This window comes from Cobetia sp. 1AS1 (genome assembly GCF_029846435.1).
Lineage (GTDB): Bacteria > Pseudomonadota > Gammaproteobacteria > Pseudomonadales > Halomonadaceae > Cobetia > Cobetia amphilecti.
In genome coordinates this window covers 1-16,658 of record NZ_JARWKU010000010.1, presented here as the reverse complement: position 1 = coordinate 16,658, position 16,658 = coordinate 1, and the positions used below count along the sequence as shown (strand labels likewise).

Here is a 16,658-nt window from a genome sequence, read left to right as displayed (position 1 = left end):
GCCAGACTCGCCGATGGATCTTTTTGCCGATACCGCCTCGAATTCCCATGCGCCACTGGCCTTCCGCATGCGTCCCCGCACCCTGGATGACTACATCGGACAGACAGCGTTGGTCGGGCCTGACATGCCGCTGCGCCAGATGGTGGCCTCCGGCGTGGTGCGCTCGATGATCCTGTGGGGGCCGCCGGGGGTCGGCAAGACGACGCTGGCCGAGATTCTCGCCAAGGGCTGTGATGCCCATCTGGAGCAGCTCTCGGCGGTGATGGCCGGCGTCAAGGACATCCGCGAGGTGGTGGAGCGCGCCAGACACTTCCAGGCCAGCGATCGCCAGACGGTGATGTTTCTCGATGAGATCCACCGCCTCAACAAGAGCCAGCAGGATGCCCTGTTGCCGCATGTGGAATCCGGCCTGCTGACGCTGATCGGCGCGACCACCGAGAACCCGTCCTTCGAGGTCAACTCGGCCTTGCTGTCACGGGCGCGGGTCTATGTGCTCAAGGCCCTGGAAACCGAAGACCTGATCGAGGTACTGACGCGCGCCCTGCAGGATGAGGTCAACGGCCTCGGCGAGCGTCACATCGAAGCCAGCCGCGAGACGCTGACCCGCATCGCGCGCTCGGCCTCCGGCGATGCACGCCGCGCCCTGGGCTTGCTGGAGACCGCCTGCGACTTCGTGCGTCGTGAGCCCGACGCCCAGGGGGGAACGCGCGAGATACTCGAGGACAGCTCGCTGGAGGCCGTGCTGGGCCATCAGGCCTCCAGCTTCGACAAGCAGGGCGATGACTATTACGACCTGCTGTCGGCGATCCACAAGTCGATACGCTCCTCGCGGCCCGACGCGGCGCTGTTGTACATGGCGCGCTTCATGGATGGCGGCGGCGACCCGCTGGATGTCGTGCGGCGTCTGACGGCGATTGCCTCCGAGGATGTCGGCAACGCCGACCCGCGCGCCCTGCCGCTGACCATCGCCGCCTGGGACGCCTATCTGCGCCTCGGTGACTACGAGGGCCAGCGCGCCATCGCCCATGCGGCGATCCACCTGGCCATCGCGCCCAAGAGCAATGCCATCGAGGTGGCCTGGAAGGAAGCCAAGGCCTTCGTGCGCCAGCAGCCCCACTTCGGGGTGCCGGTCTACCTGCGCAATGCCCCGACCACGCTGATGAAGGAGCTGGGCATGGGCGAAGGCTATCGCTATGCCCACAACGAGCCCAATGGCTATCCGGCCGGCAGCTCCCACGATGCCTGGCCAGAAGAGCTGCCGACCCAGCAGTTCTACCGCCCGACCCAGCATGGTGGCGAGAAGCGCTTCGCCGAGATTGAGCGCTGGCGCCGCGAGCAGGACGCCGCCGCAGACCGTGGTGAGACGCCCGGACAGAGCTGATCAGCGGCGAATCCTGCGCGCACATGACTGCCATGTCGCAACTGGCACAAACAGGAACGCCCGGACCATCTGGTCCGGGCGTTCCTGTTTATTCAAGCGTATTCAGGATTTGCGCTGCACCTTGGGCGTGATCACTGCTCGCGAATGACGTCGGCGCCTTGCGGGATCTGGAACACGAAACGGCTATCCTGCAGCGACGGGTTGTACTGCACGTTGCTGAAGTCGATCGCCGTGCGCTGGCCGGTGGAATCCGCCATCTGCAGCATGTCGAGCTGCTCGCTGTCGAAGGTCAGCTTGAGGCTTTCAAACAGCGTATCGGCCTGTTTGGGCGTCAGCGTGAAGGTCTCACGCGCGCCCTGCTGCTGACGCTTGACCGCATAGTTGGCGGTCAACTCACTGGCACGACCGGACAGCAACAGCGCCGGCGTGTGGGTGACACGCTCATCCAGCGGCTGCACGGTGACCTGCTCGAGGTCCGGGTCATGCAGATAGACTTCCTTGCCGTCTGACACCACTTCCTGACGGTACGGCGCATCGACGCTCCAGCGGAACTTGCCCGGGCGCGACAGCCACATCTTGCCCTTGGCTTCCTGCAGACGCTGACCGGAAGCATCGAGGATCTGCTGATCGAAGTCGGCAGCATAGGTCTTGAGCGGCTCCAGCAGGCGCGCCAGACGATCGCCAGCCGATTCCTCGGCGTGCGCTGGCAGAGCGGCCATGCCCAGCATCAGCGCGGCGCCCAGCCCCTTGGCCAGACGAGCGGTCAACGAAGAAGCGAAAGAACGAGACAATGTCTTCATGAAACTCCTTGCGATGAGGAAGACCAGCGGCAAACCTCGGCAAAGGGCACCGATGCCCTGCCGCTGACCATCATCATTTCAGCGATTCGGGATGATCACTGCCAACATCCTGCTGGCAGTGATCTGTTATCTGAGGTCTTTGACACGAAGGGGAGCAAAAAGCTCCCCTTCGTGTGTTTCAGCGACCAGACCTGCGGCGGCTAGCCGCTGTGGTTGGGCGCGATCACTTCCCGCGAGCCATTGGTGCCCATCGCGGAGACGACACCCGCCATCTCCATCGCCTCGACCAGACGCGCGGCGCGGTTGTACCCGATCTTGAAGCGACGCTGCACGGCAGAGATGGAAGCACGACGCGACTCGACCACATAGGCCACGGCCTCATCGTAGAGCGCATCCTGCTCGGCATCGCTGTCTTCGCCTTCAGCTTCGAGGCCGGCCAACGCATCCGCCTGCACGCCACCGGTGAGGATTTCCTCGATGTACTCCGGCGAGCCGCGACGCTTCCAGTCATCGACCACACGGTGAACCTCGTCATCATCGACGAAGGCACCGTGAACGCGCGTCGGCATGCCGGCACCGGCCGGCAGGTAGAGCATGTCACCGTGACCCAGCAGGTCCTCGGCGCCGCCCTGATCGAGGATGGTGCGCGAGTCGATCTTGGAGGAGACCTGGAAGGCCATGCGCGTCGGGATATTGGCCTTGATCAGGCCGGTCACCACGTCCACCGACGGACGCTGGGTGGCCAGAATCAGGTGAATCCCCGCGGCGCGCGCCTTCTGGGCCAGACGTGCGATCAGCTCCTCGACCTTCTTGCCGACGATCATGAACATGTCGGCAAACTCGTCGATCACCACCACGATGTAGGGCAGCTTGGCGAGCACCGGCGGATGCTGGTGCATCTCCCAGGGCTGCGGCTCCCACAGCGGGTCGGCGATCTGGGCACCATGTGCCTCGGCTTCATCGATCTTGGCATTGAAGCCGGCCAGGTTGCGCACGCCCATGGCGGCCATCAGCTTGTAGCGACGCTCCATCTCGGCGACACACCAGCGCAGGGCGTTGGCGGCCTCCTTCATGTCGGTCACCACCGGCGCCAGCAGGTGCGGAATGCCGTCATAGACCGACAGCTCCAGCATCTTGGGGTCGACCATGATCATGCGCACTTCGTCCGGCGTGGCCTTGAGCAGCATCGAGATCAGCATCGAGTTGATGCCGACTGACTTGCCCGAACCGGTGGTACCGGCGACCAGCAGGTGTGGCATCTTGCCGAGGTTGGCCACGACAGGCGCGCCACCGATGTCCTGCCCCAGCGCCAGCGTGACCGGAGATTCCGCCAGCTGATAGGCATCGGAATCGAACACTTCACGCAGGCGAATCATGGCGCGGTTGGGGTTGGGGATCTCGATGCCGACCGTCGGACGGCCCGGAATCACCTCGACCACACGTACGCTCTTGACCAGCAGTGAACGCGCCAGGTCCGTCGACAGGTTGGAGATCTTGGACGCCTTGACGCCCGGCGCCGGCTGAATCTCGAAGCGCGTGATGACCGGCCCCGGCCAGACATCCGCCACCTCGGCCTTGACGCCATACTCGCGCAGACGCACCACCAGCAGCTCGGCCATCTGGTCGAGCTCTTCTTCGCTGTAGTTGGGCTTCTGGGCGTCCGGCGGCGTCAGCAGGCTCAGCTGCGGCAGGTCCCCTTCCGGCTCGTCCTCGTGATCGGCGCCGTCATGGCGCTGACTCTGCATGTGCTCCACGGTCCACAGGGTCGGGCCGGAGGGATCACTGGCAGCCGCCTGTGCATCCTCCGCCGTCGCCAGACGACCACCGCCCGGCACCATGCCGGACTCATCGCCGTCATAGGCCCAGGAAGGACGCTCGGCCGGTGTGGGTGTCGCTTCCGGCGTGGCTGTCGGCGCCTCGAAAGGCGGCACATGCTCGGCCTGAGGCGCCACGGAATCGGGCTCCGCTGGTGCGACCGGCTCGGCCGGTTGATGAGGCGCTGCAGGCTGACGCGCCTCAGGGGCATGCTGCTGCGGCGTGGCAGACGGGCTGCTCGGCGCCGCAGGCGCGTCTGCCTGTGTCGGCGCGTTGCCCGCCGGCTGCTCGAAGGCATCATCCCAGGAGACGACCGCCTTGCGAGCGGGAGTCTCGGAAGAGGCCGCCGCAACACCGGCCGCCATCACACCCGCACCGGCAGCCAGCCCTGCGGCCGTGGCGAATTGACCACCATTGCCGGGCAGGGGCGCATCATCGTCGTCCCTGGGCTCCGGCGGCTGATTGCGGCTATCCGGCGCGGCATCGCTGCGCTCGCGCGCAAGTTGCGCGTCGCGCTCACGCTGTGCCTCTTTCTCGAGCTGCGCTTGTCGCTCTGCCGCTTGCTGCTCGGCTGCACGCTGCGCTTTCTGTTCAGCTTCGCGCTGCACCTCCTGCTCTGCCAGACGTTGCGCTTCCTGATCAGCCAAGCGCTGCGCTTCCTGCTCGCGAGCCAGCTCTTGACCCTGAGCTTGTGCCTGAGACGGAGCCTTGTGAGCTTCGGCCTCGCTCTGCGCCTGAGCGTCTTGCGCCGTCTCATGACGAGCCGTGTCGTGACGAGCGGTCGGCGCAAAGGCAGAGGCGGCGTCCCAGGCAGCAGGCGCAGCCGTGCTGTCGAAGACTGGTGCCGTGTCTTCGACGCCAGGGCCTGGCGTCGCCGCCTTGGGAGCCTGTGTCGTGGCTGAGGCGTCAGCATGACGCTGGCGCTCGGCCTCAATGGCAGCGGCTTGCGGCAGACGGGAGCGCGTGACATCGGCATGCGCGACACGCGGCGCGGAGGCGGCCTCTGCCGCCACGGCGGTCTTCAGGGCCGCAGCTAGATCAACCCCTTCGATGCTGACATTGGCGCTCTGCACCGTCATGCGCTCGGTGTAGGCAGCGCCCGGCACCTTGGCGGAAGGCGTGGTTTCAGCGGTCTGCCACGGGATATCGGTGCTGCGGTCATCCGCGAAGTCATCGCGAGCGCTGATGGCCTCGTCGGTGCCGCCATCCAGAGACGGCTCGACACGGCGCTGGCCGCGCGGCTCGGCGGCGATGCCTTCTGCCTCCTGACGGCGACCAAGCAGAATCTCGTCGCTGTCCTCGTCCCACTCCTCCTCTCGGGCACGGCGGCCCGGCAGCAGGCGCTGCCACCAGCTCAGTCTGGGGGCCGGGTCGCGATCAGAGTCATCCTCTTCACCGTCCTCGTGCGTCAGCGACTCTTCGGCGTAGGCTGCCTCGTCATCGTATGCGTCCTGGTCGTCGCGGCGGCTGTTGAAGCGCTCGGCGAACCAGCCGGACACCCGCATGCAGCCATTGCCCAGCTCATCCATGACCGTCAGCCACGACATGCCGGTAAACAACGTGAAGCCGCACAGGAAGCTGGCCATCGCGACCAGTACCGTGCCGCCCATGCCGATCAATGGCGTCAGTGCCCCGGCGATGCCCTTGCCGAGGATGCCGCCTGCGCCGTTGGTCAGCTGGCTGTCGGGGCTGTAGAACTGGATATCACCGATGACGCAGGTCGCCATGATCAGCAGGAACAGGCCGCCAGCGCGCACCGCGATGGTCGTCGGGTCCCACACCAGCTCAGTGCTGGGCTGACGCATCAGACGCCAGGCACCGAAGCCCAGCATCGCCGGCCACCACAGGGCACTGCCGCCGAACAGCGAATACAGCACGTCTGACAGCCAGGCGCCGATGCTGCCCATCCAGTTGCTGGGCGTCAGCTCAGGGCCGCTGTAGGACCAGCCGGGGTCCGTCGGCGCATAGCTGAACAGCGCCAGCAGCATGAAGACGCATAGGCTGAGCATGAGAATGACCACGCCTTCACGGCTGACGCCCTGCAGGGTGGTGGTCAGGCGTGACGGTGGTCGCGCTGCCTTCTCCGCACGCTGCTCGGCGCGGATGGCCTGGCGTTCGGCGCGTTCGGCCTGACGCTCGGCGCGGCGCTGGGCTGCTGGGCTCTCTTCCTGCACGCGCGGCTTGTTTCTGGCCTTGGCAGCAGGCTGGCCGCTGGCGTCCTTCCTCGCGGGCTTGCCCGAGACGCGCGGCGTCTTGCGTGCCGGGCTGGACTCAGTGGCCGAAGCACCGCGCAGACGCGCGAAGAAGCCCGGCGAGTCCGCTTTCTGACGGGCACGCTTCCTGGGTGTTGCTGCCGCACGGCGGCTACGGGTTTCAGGCTTGGCCTGTTCCCGACTTGTCTTTCTGGCACTCTTGGCAGTCAAGTCGCCATCCCCCTTGCACCTTGTGGGCGATTTTCCATGTACCTTCAGCCGGTTATCATAACCATTCGATGGCAGTGACGTCATAATTGCCGATTCACGTCTGCTCATGACGCCAAGGCGCCAGGAGCCCATTGCTCCGTGCATGTTCCCGAACCGACAAGAGGCTGCCCATGCTTCCCTGGCTTCCCCCTGCCCCTGTCCGCTTTCCGCATGCTTCCACCGCCCTGAGCGAGCCCGACGGCCTGCTGTGTGCAGGGGGCGAACTCAGTCCCGAGTGGCTGCTGGCGGCCTACCCCCGCGGCATATTTCCCTGGTTCAGTCCGGGCGACCCCATCCTGTGGTGGTCACCGGACCCACGCATGGTGCTCAAGCCAGAGGAAGTCCGTGTACGCCGCAGTCTGGCCAAGCGCCTGCGCAATGCAGGCCTGAGCTACAGTATCGACCGCGACTTTACCGGTGTGATCAATGCCTGTGCCAGCATTCCTCGCGATGGCCAGGCAGGCACGTGGATATTGCCAGAAATGCAGCAGGCCTACATCGCCCTGCATGCCATGGGACATGCCCACAGCGTTGAAGTCTGGCAGGGCGATTCTCTGGTGGGCGGCCTGTATGGCGTCGCCTGTGGACGCATCTTCTTCGGCGAGTCGATGTTCTCGCGCGTGCCCGATGCCTCGAAACTGGCGCTGGTGATCCTGTGCCAGGAATTGAAGGCACGGGATTTTCCGTTGATCGACTGTCAGATGCATACTCCGCACCTGGCAAGTCTTGGCGCCCGCAGCATCGCCCGCAGCGATTTCATCAGCTATCTTGACCAGTATGCCACTGGCCAAGGGCATGAGGGCAAGTGGTCACTGACATCCTGGCCCACGCAGCACGCCCGGGAATGATGGCCACGGCAATTCCAAGAGGGAGATGATGCAACGGTGAGCAGCAATACCCCCAAGCAACCGCAACGCGATCTGCGCTTCTTTCTGACGGTACCGCACGCCTGCAGCTATCTGGAAGGCCGCCAGGCGACCACGCTGTTTCTCGATCCGCAGGAAGCGCCCAATTCCGGTGTCTATGACGCCCTTGCCCTGCTCGGCTTTCGCCGCAGCGGCTCTCATCTCTATCGTCCGCATTGCGGTGATTGCCGTGCCTGCATTTCCGTACGCGTGCCGATCGCCGACTTCACGCCCAACCGCACCCAGAAGCGTCTGGTGCGGCGCAATGCCGACCTGGCCATCGAAGAGGGGCCGGCACTCTTCGACCCCGAGCATTATCGCCTGTACGCCCACTACATCCGCAGCCGTCATGCGGATGGCGACATGTTCCCGCCCAGTCATGAGCAGTATCGCACCTTCCTCACCTCCCGCGATGACTATGCCCGCCTGGTGAGCTTTCGCCTCGATGGCCGTCTGGTGGCCGTCGCCGCCATGGACCGCATGAGTCATGGCCTTTCCGCCATCTATACCTTCTACGATCCGGATGAGTCACTGAATCAGCGCTCGCTGGGGACCTACGCGGTGCTGTGGCAGATTGAGCAGGCACGCCGCGAAGGCCTGACCCACCTCTATCTGGGCTACTGGATCCGCGATTGCCGCAAGATGAACTACAAGCAGCATTTCCAGCCGCTCGAGTATCTGGATGGCAGCCACTGGCGGCGACGCATACCGGCCAACCAGACCGACAGCCATCTGCCACTGAGCCTGGTCAAGCAAGGCGCGTCAGTGACATCCGGCGAGTGACGCGCTCCGCGGGCGTCCTCTCGACGCAAGCGCTCCGACAACGCTAAGGTGACGCAACGCTCAGCTGGCTGGGCTCATCAGACAGCGCCGAGTGCCGGCCAACCGCCTGCCGGGAGTTGTCCCGGCGCAAGATGCCGATTTTTATCTTCCTCCTGAGCTGCCCACAGGCGCTCAAGGAGCGTACAATCGCGCTTCGACTTTGCCTTGCCGCCGCCCTTACGGCACAATATCGCGTATCGAAGTCCCGAATCGGGCACTTTTTGTGCTGAGGCGGCTCGGAACTACCAGCAGTATTCCCTGTAATAAGTGAGGATCAGCCTATATGGCGCGTGAAGATCATATTGAAATGGAAGGCGTCATCGTCGACACCCTTCCGAACACCACTTTCCGTGTTGAACTGGAAAACGGCCACATCGTGACCGCTCACATCTCCGGCAAGATGCGCAAGAACTACATCCGCATCCTGACTGGCGACAAGGTCAAGGTTGAGCTGACTCCGTACGACCTGTCCAAGGGCCGTATCGTCTACCGTTCGCGCTAAGCACGGTCAGACTGCCCTGCCGGTTGCCATGCCATCGATCACTCTGCACGTCCTGGACCTGCACGCGATCATCATGACACCGGCTGGCTGAACCGGTCGTTCCCGGCACCTCAGGCACCAGCGTCACCTCCGCCTGAACCCTCCGCCCGGACCCGGAACGCATCGAGGTTGCAAGACTTGCCCTTCGCGGCGAGACACCCGCCACCTCGATGGCGTATGCCTGAGTATTCCGATGATGCCGCCTTGTCCCATGAATGCGTCTTGAGCCCGAACGCCAATCTGGTCTTCGCTCCCATTCAATGATGACAGGCGGCTCATCCCCGCTGGGCATCTTCTCCCCCAGTACGCATTCGCTTCCCCCGATAGCATTCGCCTCCTCCAGTACTCATCCAACTCCCCCGCCCTTCCCTCGAGGATGGCGAGCCCCTTGGCGTGCGCGCGTGTCCAGCTTGAGCAATCGACGTCATGCTCGCTACGTGCGGACAGTTTGCTGACTGATGGGCATAAAAAAACGGCCAGTGCTTGAGCACTGACCGTTCATATCGCCCCTTCAGGGCAGCAAGCTGAGCGTCAGATCACGCCAGTTCCGCTTCCGTTTCCAGGTGCAGCTCGCCGTTGTCGACCGTGACATGCACGATGCCGCCCGACTCGGACAGGTCGCCGAACAGGATCATCTCTGCCAGCGGCTTCTTGAGCTTCTCCTGAATCACGCGTGCCATCGGGCGAGCACCCATTGCCGGGTCATACCCGAGAGTCGCCAGCAAGTCGCGCGCCTCATCAGCGACATCCAGCTGCACACGCTTCTCATCCAGCTGCGCCTGCAGTTCGACCAGGAACTTGTCGACCACATTGCGCACCACGGCGAGATCCAGCGCACCGAACTGGATGATGCCATCCAGACGGTTGCGGAATTCCGGCGAGAACGTCTTGCGGATGACTTCCATGGCGTCGGTGGAGTGATCCTGGTGCTTGAAGCCGATGGAGCGACGCGCCACCTGCTCGGCACCCGCATTGGAGGTCATCACCAGAATGACGTTGCGGAAGTCCGCTTCGCGACCGTTGTTGTCGGTCAGGCGGCCGTGGTCCATCACCTGCAGCAGCAGGTTGAAGACTTCCGGGTGTGCCTTCTCGATCTCATCCAGCAACAGCACGCAGTGCGGCTGCTTGGTGATGGCTTCGGTCAACAGACCACCCTGGTCATAACCGACGTAGCCCGGCGGTGCCCCGATGAGGCGCGAGACGGTGTGACGCTCCATGTACTCGGACATGTCGAAGCGCACCAGCTCGATGCCCATCAGCGCCGCCAGCTGACGGGCGACCTCGGTCTTGCCGACGCCTGTCGGGCCAGCGAACAGGAAGCTGCCCACCGGCTTGTCCGGCGCCTTGAGGCCAGCACGCGACAGCTTGATCGCCGCGGACAGCCCGGTGATGGCGTCGTCCTGCCCGAACACCAGCATCTTGAGATCGCGCTCGAGGTTGGACAGCAGCTTCTTGTCGGAACTGGAGACCGTCTTCGGCGGAATGCGGGCGATGGAGGCGACGATCGCCTCGACCTGCTCGGTATCGATGGTGTCGACGCGGATGCTCTCCGGCAGCAGGCGCTGGTGGGCACCGGCCTCGTCGATCACGTCGATGGCCTTGTCTGGCAGCTGACGGTCGTTGATGTAGCGGTCGGCCAGACGCACTGCCGTTTCCAGCGAGGCATCGGTGTACTTGATGGCATGGTGCTCCTCGAAGCGACCACGCAGCCCCTTGAGGATGCGGATGGTGTCATCCACCGACGGCTCCATGACATCGACCTTCTGGAAACGACGCGCCAGGGCGCGGTCCTTCTCGAAGATGCCACGGAATTCCTGGAAGGTGGTGGAACCGATGCAACGCAGCTCGCCGGAAGACAGCAGCGGCTTGAGCAGGTTGGAGGCATCCATCACGCCACCGGACGCGGCACCCGCACCGATGACGGTATGGATCTCGTCGATGAACAGAATCGAGTTCGGTTCCTTGCGCAGCTCCGCCAGCAGCGACTTGAGACGCTTCTCGAAGTCACCGCGGTACTTGGTGCCGGCCAGCAGCGCACCGAGATCCAGCGAGTAGACCACGGCTTCCTTGATGACGTCCGGCACGTCCTCCTCGACGATGCGCTTGGCGAGACCTTCCGCGATGGCAGTCTTGCCGACGCCGGCCTCACCGACCAGCAGCGGGTTGTTCTTGCGGCGACGCACCAGAATCTGCACCACACGCTCGAGCTCGCCATCGCGGCCGATCAGCGGGTCGATCTTGCCCAGACGCGCCTGCTCGTTGAGGTTGGTGGCGTAGTTGGTCAGCGGGTTGTTGCCGCCCTCGCTGCTCGCCTCTTCGCTCTCTTCATTCTCGACCGACGCCTGGGGCGTCTGGGTGTGACCCGCGACCTTGGAGATGCCATGCGCGATGTAATTGACCGCATCCACACGCGCGACATTCTGCTGCTTGAGGAAGTAGACGGCCTGACTTTCCTGCTCGGAGAAGATGGCCACCAGCACATTGGCGCCGGTCACTTCACTCTTGCCGGAGGATTGCACGTGGAAGACGGCACGCTGCAGGACGCGCTGGAAGCCCAGCGTCGGCTGCGTCTCGCGGTCTTCCTGCTCTTCCGGAATCAGCGGGGTGGTGGAATTGATGAAGTCCTGAAGGTCGACTCGCAGCTTGTCCAGATTGGCACCACAGGCGCGCAGGACATCGGCAGCGGAGGCATTGTCCAGCAGTGCCAGCAGGAGGTGTTCCACGGTCATGAATTCGTGGCGTTTGGAACGTGCCACGGTGAAGGCCGTGTTCAGGGTCAGTTCAAGTTCTTTGCTCAACATGGCAAGTCCCCTCTAGGCCGCGTCTTGGACGGATCACTCCGCCCGGTCGATGTCGCACAGCAGCGGATGCTGGCACTCTCGAGCATATTGATTGACTTGGTGGCATTTCGTTTCCGCGATGTCGCGACTGAAGATGCCACAGGTTCCTTTTCCCTGATGATGGACAGCGAGCATGATCTGTACTGCCTGCTCCTGATCCTTGTTGAAAAAGGTGGTCAGCACCTCCACGACGAAGTCCATCGGCGTGAAGTCATCATTGTGCAGAACGACCTTGTACATGGGCGGTGGAGCCAGTTCAGGCTCAGCGGTCTCGAATGCCAGATCACCTTCGTGGTCTTCCTGGTATCCGGGTTCCTGAGCCGACGGGGCCTGATTGCTGATCGACAGTGTCTCCAGAAAGGGAGGACTGCCGCGCGATGTCTCTGTCTTGAACATAAGGGGCTGATCCGGTGAACACAAGCCGTGACGAAGCAGATTGCCTCAACGCGCCGCGGAGAAGGTCAAGCGCTGCCACGTCGTCTCAATGTGGGTGTGATAGGGAAAAGATGGGGGCTTGTCGATCTGGTTGCAAGCTTTAGTCGCGAACGTCTGAGCGTACACGTTCATGCCTGCATCGCGACGCTCTGACATGAATGCGGACATTTGCATGCATTTTCGCTCACATACGCGACAGACACCTCTCGACAGGCGTCGCCAGTTTGCGACCCATTCAAGCGTCTCGCCGCTCGATGAAACCCGGAATGCTACCGCACAGCCCCCCCCCGCGCAGAACGCTCCAGGCAGAACGCACAGGAGTGGCAATCGTTGGCAGCCGTCTGGGCGCGTAACCGAGGAGCTCTCCATCTCAAACGCAAGAAGGCCCCCGGACATGTCCGGGGGCCTTCTGCTGAAACCTGTCACGCAACCTGATGCCTGGGCATCAGATCAGCGCAGGGTCTCAGGCATCCATGTTGTCAGCAACAGCCTGACCGAACTCGGAGCACTTCAGCAGCTTGGCATCGTCCATCAGGCGATGGAAGTCATAGGTGACTTCGCCCTTGGCGATGGCCTTCTCGACGCCTTTCAGCACGAGATCAGCCGCTTCGACCCAACCCATGTGACGCAGCATCATCTCGGCAGAGAGGATGACGGAGCCCGGGTTGACCTTGTCCTGGCCAGCGTACTTCGGTGCAGTACCGTGAGTCGCTTCGAACATGGCGACGGTGTCGGACAGGTTGGCACCCGGCGCGATACCGATACCACCCACTTCCGCCGCCAGAGCGTCGGACAGGTAGTCACCGTTCAGGTTCAGGGTGGCGATGACGTCATATTCCGCCGGACGCAGCAGGATCTGCTGGAGCATGGCGTCAGCGATGACGTCCTTGACCACGATGTCCTTGCCGTTGTTCGGGTTCTTGAAGGTCATCCACGGGCCGCCATCCAGCAGCTCGCCGCCGAACTCGTCCTTGACGATTTCGTAGCCCCAGTCCTTGAAGGCACCTTCGGTGAACTTCATGATGTTGCCCTTGTGCACCAGGGTCAGCGACTCACGGTCGTTGTCGATGGTGTACTGGACAGCCTGACGGACCAGACGCTTGGTACCTTCTTCGGAGACCGGCTTGACGCCGATACCGCAGTTCTCCGGGAAGCGGATGTTGGTGACACCCATCTCTTCACGCAGGAACTTGATGACCTTGTCGGCTTCCGGCGTTCCCGCTTTCCATTCGACACCGGCGTAGATGTCTTCGGAGTTTTCGCGGAAAATGACCATGTCGACGTCAGCCGGCTTCTTGACCGGGCTCGGCACACCAGTGAACCAGCGCACCGGGCGCAGGCAGGTGTACAGATCCAGCTTCTGACGCAGAGCGACGTTCAGGGAGCGAATACCACCGCCCACCGGAGTGGTCAGCGGACCCTTGATGGAAACGATGTAATCCTTGACAGCCTCGAGAGTCTCTTCCGGCAGCCAGGTGTCAGCATCATAAACGTGAGTGGCTTTTTCACCGGCGTAGACTTCCATCCAGTGAATCTTGCGCTCGCCGCCATAGGCCTTGTCGACAGCAGCGTCGATGGCAATCTTCATGGCCGGAGTCACGTCCACACCGATACCATCGCCTTCGATGAACGGGATGATCGGATTATTCGGAACGTTGAGGGTATTGTCGGAATTTGCGGTGATCTTGGCACCGCCTTCCGGGACGACAATCTTCTGGAACCCCATTGATAACTCCCCTGTCATGGATTCAGTGGAGGCGCGAGTATAGCACCCGTGCCGCTTCTCACAGTAGGCTTATACGGCAGCCGCGACAAAAGTCTAAACCATGTCTCTCATATATCTGCTTCACAAGCCTTACCGCGTCCTGACCCAGTTCACTGACCGCGATCAGGGCCGCCAGACACTCGCTGACTTCATCGACGTGCCGGATGTCTATGCCGCCGGGCGCCTCGACTATGACTCCGAGGGACTGCTGCTGCTCACCAGTGATGGCGCGCTCTCCCACCAGATCGCGCACCCGAAGAAGAAGCAGCCCAAGACCTACTGGGTGCAGGTGGAAGGTGCCCCTGACGAGCAGGCCATCGCCGCGCTGCGTGCCGGTGTCGAACTCAAGGATGGCATGACCCGACCGGCCAGGGTCAGGCAGATTGAGCCGCCCACGTTGCCAGACAGGCAACCCCCTGTGCGCTTCCGTGCGAGCATTCCGACCCACTGGCTGGAGATCATCATCAGCGAAGGTCGCAATCGTCAGGTGCGCCGCATGACCGCCCACGTCGGCCTGCCCACCCTGCGCTTGATTCGCGCGGCCATCGGCCCGTGGAAGCTCGATGGCCTTGCCCCCGGTGAATGGCGCAGCGAGGAAGTCGAGATGCCAGCAGCACCTCGCCGCGAGTCCCGCTCGCCACGCCACAAGGGCGCGACTGGCAAGCCGGGCGAACGCCGCACTGGCAACGCTGGCCCCCGGGGCAGTGGCGATAGAGGCAACAGCGCGGGCAAGAGCGGCAAGGGCTCAGGTCGGGGTTCCAGTCGGAGTTCTGTCCAGACTGAAGGCAAGGGTTCAGGCAAGACCCCCGGCGCCCGCGCCCCCTCCCGTCGTCCCTCATCCCCCAAGAAAGGAAGGAAATCCTGATGGCTGCTCGCTGGACCCCGAATGTCACCGTCGCCTGTGTCGTCGAACGTGCCGGGCGCTACCTGATCGTCGAGGAAGACAAGGGCGGGCCCTGCACGGTGTTCAACCAGCCGGCCGGCCATCTCGAACCCCATGAGCGCATCATCGACGGCGTGCAACGCGAAGTCCGCGAGGAAACCGCCTGGCGCATCCTGCTGACCGGCTATCTCGGCCTCTATGTGCACGTGGCCGAGGACGGCACCCACTTCCACTCCCACAGTTTCGAGGCCGCCGCCCTTGAGCACCTGTGCACGCCGCTGGACCCTGACATCGTCAGAACGCACTGGCTGTCGCTTGAGGAGATCGAGCAGCTCGAGGACATGGGCCGCCTGCGCAGCCCGCTGGTGACCCGTCGCATCCGCGACAGCCAACGTGGCAAGCGTTTCCCGCTGGATGTGCTGCACGATTGAGCGATTGCCCGCGCCGGAAGTCCGCCGCCGGGCGTGCTGTCGAGCGGCGCATCTGGCCCAGTGCGGCAGACGGCGCAGGCGGGGTGAATCCCACCCCCGCATTCAGGTATAATCCCGCCCATTCAAGCGGCGCCAGAATGACGGGGCTGCCGCCTCCCCTGTTTGTGACAACCCGCGGCCATGCGGGTGACGAGAGAACTGATGACCGCTGAAACCGGTACCGGAACCAAGGTCATCGTCGGCATGTCCGGCGGTGTCGACTCCTCCGTCTCTGCCCTGCTGTTGATGGAGCAGGGCTACCACGTCGAAGGCCTGTTCATGAAGAACTGGGACGAAGACGACGGTAGCGAATACTGCACCGCCCTCGAAGACCTGGCCGATGCCCAGGCCGTGTGCGACAAGCTCGGCATCAAGCTGCACACCGCCAACTTCGCCGCGGAGTACTGGGACAACGTCTTCGAGCACTTCCTGGCCGAGTACAAGGCCGGTCGCACGCCGAACCCCGACATCCTGTGCAACCGCGAGATCAAGTTCAAGGTCTTCCTCGAGTATGCCGAGATGCTGGGCGCCGAGCTGATCGCCACCGGTCACTACGTGCGTGGCGGCGTGCGTGATGGTCTTCCGCGCCTGCTCAAGGGCCTGGACACCAACAAGGACCAGAGCTACTTCCTGCATGCCGTGCCGCAGGCGGCCATCGCACGCACCCTGTTCCCGGTCGGCGAGCTCGAGAAGCACGAAGTGCGCGCCATCGCCGAGAAGCATGAGCTGATCACCGCGCGCAAGAAGGATTCCACCGGCATCTGCTTCATCGGCGAGCGGCGTTTCGCCGACTTCCTCAAGCAGTACCTGCCTGCTCAGCCCGGTAAGATCGAGACCCCCGATGGCGATGTCATCGGCGAGCACATGGGCCTGATGTACTACACCCTCGGCCAGCGCCAGGGGCTGGGAATCGGTGGCCTCAAGCGCTATCCGGACGCGCCCTGGTTCGTGTGTGCCAAGGACCTGGAGCGCAACGTGCTGATCGCCGTGCAGGGCAAGCACCACGACCTGCTCTACACTCAGGCGTTGAGCACCGAATCCGTCGACTGGGTCGCCGGCGAGCCGCCGCAGACCGACGCCAATGGCGAGCTGCGCATTCGCTGCAAGAACCGCTATCGCCAGGAAGACCAGGCCGCGACCTTGATCGTCAATGACGGCCAGCGTGTCGAGGTGCGTTTCGATGAACCGCAACGCGCCGTCACGCCCGGCCAGTCCGCCGTCTTCTATCTCGGCGACATCTGTCTGGGCGGCGGCGTGATCGATGCCGCCTGGAAACTTCCGGCGGCGGACGCCAGCGCTTCCACCGCCCCGCTCTCTGGCCCCGAGGAGTCCGCCGCGCAATGACCAGCGTGCCGATCCGTCCCGTCACTGATAACACTACCCGCCAGGCACTGTCGCTGGCGGGCGTCTTCCAGGCAGCCGCGCTGGTCGATGAGCTGGCCCGCCACGGCCAGTGCGATGAGCGCGCCTGGGAAACCCTGGTCAATGCCACGCTGGATACCAATCCGGAAAGCTTCGAAGCCATCTACGGCGGGCACC

General features: G+C 63.6%; 12 protein-coding genes and 1 pseudogene. 8 read left to right on the top strand and 5 right to left on the bottom strand.

The window, feature by feature from the left end; genetic code table 11:
- Positions 1–13: 13 nt before the first annotated feature.
- Positions 14–1,381, top strand: a complete 1,368-nt coding sequence (locus QD280_RS14590; RefSeq protein ID WP_279839824.1) for a replication-associated recombination protein A — start codon at positions 14–16, stop codon at positions 1,379–1,381.
- 131 nt (positions 1,382–1,512) lie between these two features.
- On the opposite strand, the gene lolA is transcribed toward QD280_RS14590, so the two are convergent.
- The gene (lolA, locus tag QD280_RS14585) at positions 1,513–2,181 is read right to left on the bottom strand and encodes an outer membrane lipoprotein chaperone LolA (RefSeq protein ID WP_279839823.1); all 669 of its coding nucleotides are present in this window, start codon (positions 2,179–2,181) and stop codon (positions 1,513–1,515) included.
- 200 nt (positions 2,182–2,381) lie between these two features.
- On the bottom strand, positions 2,382–6,419 hold the full coding sequence (locus QD280_RS14580) for a DNA translocase FtsK 4TM domain-containing protein (protein WP_279839822.1): 4,038 nt from the start codon (positions 6,417–6,419) through the stop codon (positions 2,382–2,384).
- A gap of 170 nt (positions 6,420–6,589) precedes the next feature.
- Here QD280_RS14580 and aat point away from each other — a divergent pair, with 170 nt between their 5' ends.
- From aat to infA, 3 genes are all read left to right on the top strand, one after another.
- The gene (gene aat / locus QD280_RS14575; RefSeq protein WP_043333849.1) at positions 6,590–7,306 is read left to right on the top strand and encodes a leucyl/phenylalanyl-tRNA--protein transferase; all 717 of its coding nucleotides are present in this window, start codon (positions 6,590–6,592) and stop codon (positions 7,304–7,306) included.
- Between the two features lie 36 nt (positions 7,307–7,342).
- Positions 7,343–8,146 carry an arginyltransferase gene (locus QD280_RS14570; protein WP_279832166.1) on the top strand — a complete coding sequence of 268 codons (804 nt, stop codon included), beginning with the start codon at positions 7,343–7,345 and terminating at the stop codon, positions 8,144–8,146.
- 322 nt (positions 8,147–8,468) lie between these two features.
- On the top strand, positions 8,469–8,687 hold the full coding sequence (gene infA, locus QD280_RS14565) for a translation initiation factor IF-1 (protein WP_024953359.1): 219 nt from the start codon (positions 8,469–8,471) through the stop codon (positions 8,685–8,687).
- 575 nt (positions 8,688–9,262) lie between these two features.
- Here infA and clpA read toward each other — a convergent pair.
- The 3 genes from clpA to icd all read right to left on the bottom strand — a co-directional run bounded on the left by clpA (position 9,263) and on the right by icd (position 13,727).
- Entirely contained in the window at positions 9,263–11,527 is a 2,265-nt protein-coding gene (clpA, locus tag QD280_RS14560; RefSeq protein WP_279839821.1) for an ATP-dependent Clp protease ATP-binding subunit ClpA, read from the bottom strand.
- A gap of 33 nt (positions 11,528–11,560) precedes the next feature.
- The gene (gene clpS, locus QD280_RS14555) at positions 11,561–11,962 is read right to left on the bottom strand and encodes an ATP-dependent Clp protease adapter ClpS (RefSeq protein ID WP_082388342.1); all 402 of its coding nucleotides are present in this window, start codon (positions 11,960–11,962) and stop codon (positions 11,561–11,563) included.
- 502 nt (positions 11,963–12,464) lie between these two features.
- Positions 12,465–13,727, bottom strand: coding sequence for an NADP-dependent isocitrate dehydrogenase (gene icd, locus QD280_RS14550; RefSeq protein WP_043333852.1), 1,263 nt, complete (start codon positions 13,725–13,727; stop codon positions 12,465–12,467).
- 100 nt (positions 13,728–13,827) lie between these two features.
- Between icd and QD280_RS14545 the strand changes: the two are divergent.
- The 4 genes and pseudogenes from QD280_RS14545 to QD280_RS14530 all read left to right on the top strand — a co-directional run.
- Positions 13,828–14,361: pseudogene (locus QD280_RS14545) on the top strand (pseudouridine synthase); the annotation flags it as partial.
- A 269-nt stretch (positions 14,362–14,630) separates the two neighbouring features.
- Positions 14,631–15,080 carry an NUDIX hydrolase gene (locus QD280_RS14540; protein ID WP_043333853.1) on the top strand — a complete coding sequence of 150 codons (450 nt, stop codon included), beginning with the start codon at positions 14,631–14,633 and terminating at the stop codon, positions 15,078–15,080.
- 201 nt (positions 15,081–15,281) lie between these two features.
- Positions 15,282–16,463, top strand: coding sequence for a tRNA 2-thiouridine(34) synthase MnmA (gene mnmA, locus QD280_RS14535; protein WP_054555617.1), 1,182 nt, complete (start codon positions 15,282–15,284; stop codon positions 16,461–16,463).
- A partial coding sequence (locus tag QD280_RS14530; RefSeq protein WP_279839820.1) for a DUF489 family protein occupies positions 16,460–16,658 on the top strand: 199 nt, incomplete at its 3' end. The genes mnmA and QD280_RS14530, both read left to right, overlap by 4 nt.

Excerpts from the sequence above, each read along its gene's own strand:
- QD280_RS14590 (WP_279839824.1), top strand. The coding sequence starts at position 14 with ATGGATCTTTTTGCCGATACCGCCTCGAATTCCCATGCGCCACTGGCC.
- lolA (WP_279839823.1), bottom strand. The coding sequence starts at position 2,181 with ATGAAGACATTGTCTCGTTCTTTCGCTTCTTCGTTGACCGCTCGTCTG.
- aat (WP_043333849.1), top strand. The coding sequence starts at position 6,590 with ATGCTTCCCTGGCTTCCCCCTGCCCCTGTCCGCTTTCCGCATGCTTCC.
- infA (WP_024953359.1), top strand. The coding sequence starts at position 8,469 with ATGGCGCGTGAAGATCATATTGAAATGGAAGGCGTCATCGTCGACACC.
- clpA (WP_279839821.1), bottom strand. The coding sequence starts at position 11,527 with ATGTTGAGCAAAGAACTTGAACTGACCCTGAACACGGCCTTCACCGTG.
- clpS (WP_082388342.1), bottom strand. The coding sequence starts at position 11,962 with ATGTTCAAGACAGAGACATCGCGCGGCAGTCCTCCCTTTCTGGAGACA.
- icd (WP_043333852.1), bottom strand. The coding sequence starts at position 13,727 with ATGGGGTTCCAGAAGATTGTCGTCCCGGAAGGCGGTGCCAAGATCACC.
- QD280_RS14540 (WP_043333853.1), top strand. The coding sequence starts at position 14,631 with ATGGCTGCTCGCTGGACCCCGAATGTCACCGTCGCCTGTGTCGTCGAA.
- mnmA (WP_054555617.1), top strand. The coding sequence starts at position 15,282 with ATGACCGCTGAAACCGGTACCGGAACCAAGGTCATCGTCGGCATGTCC.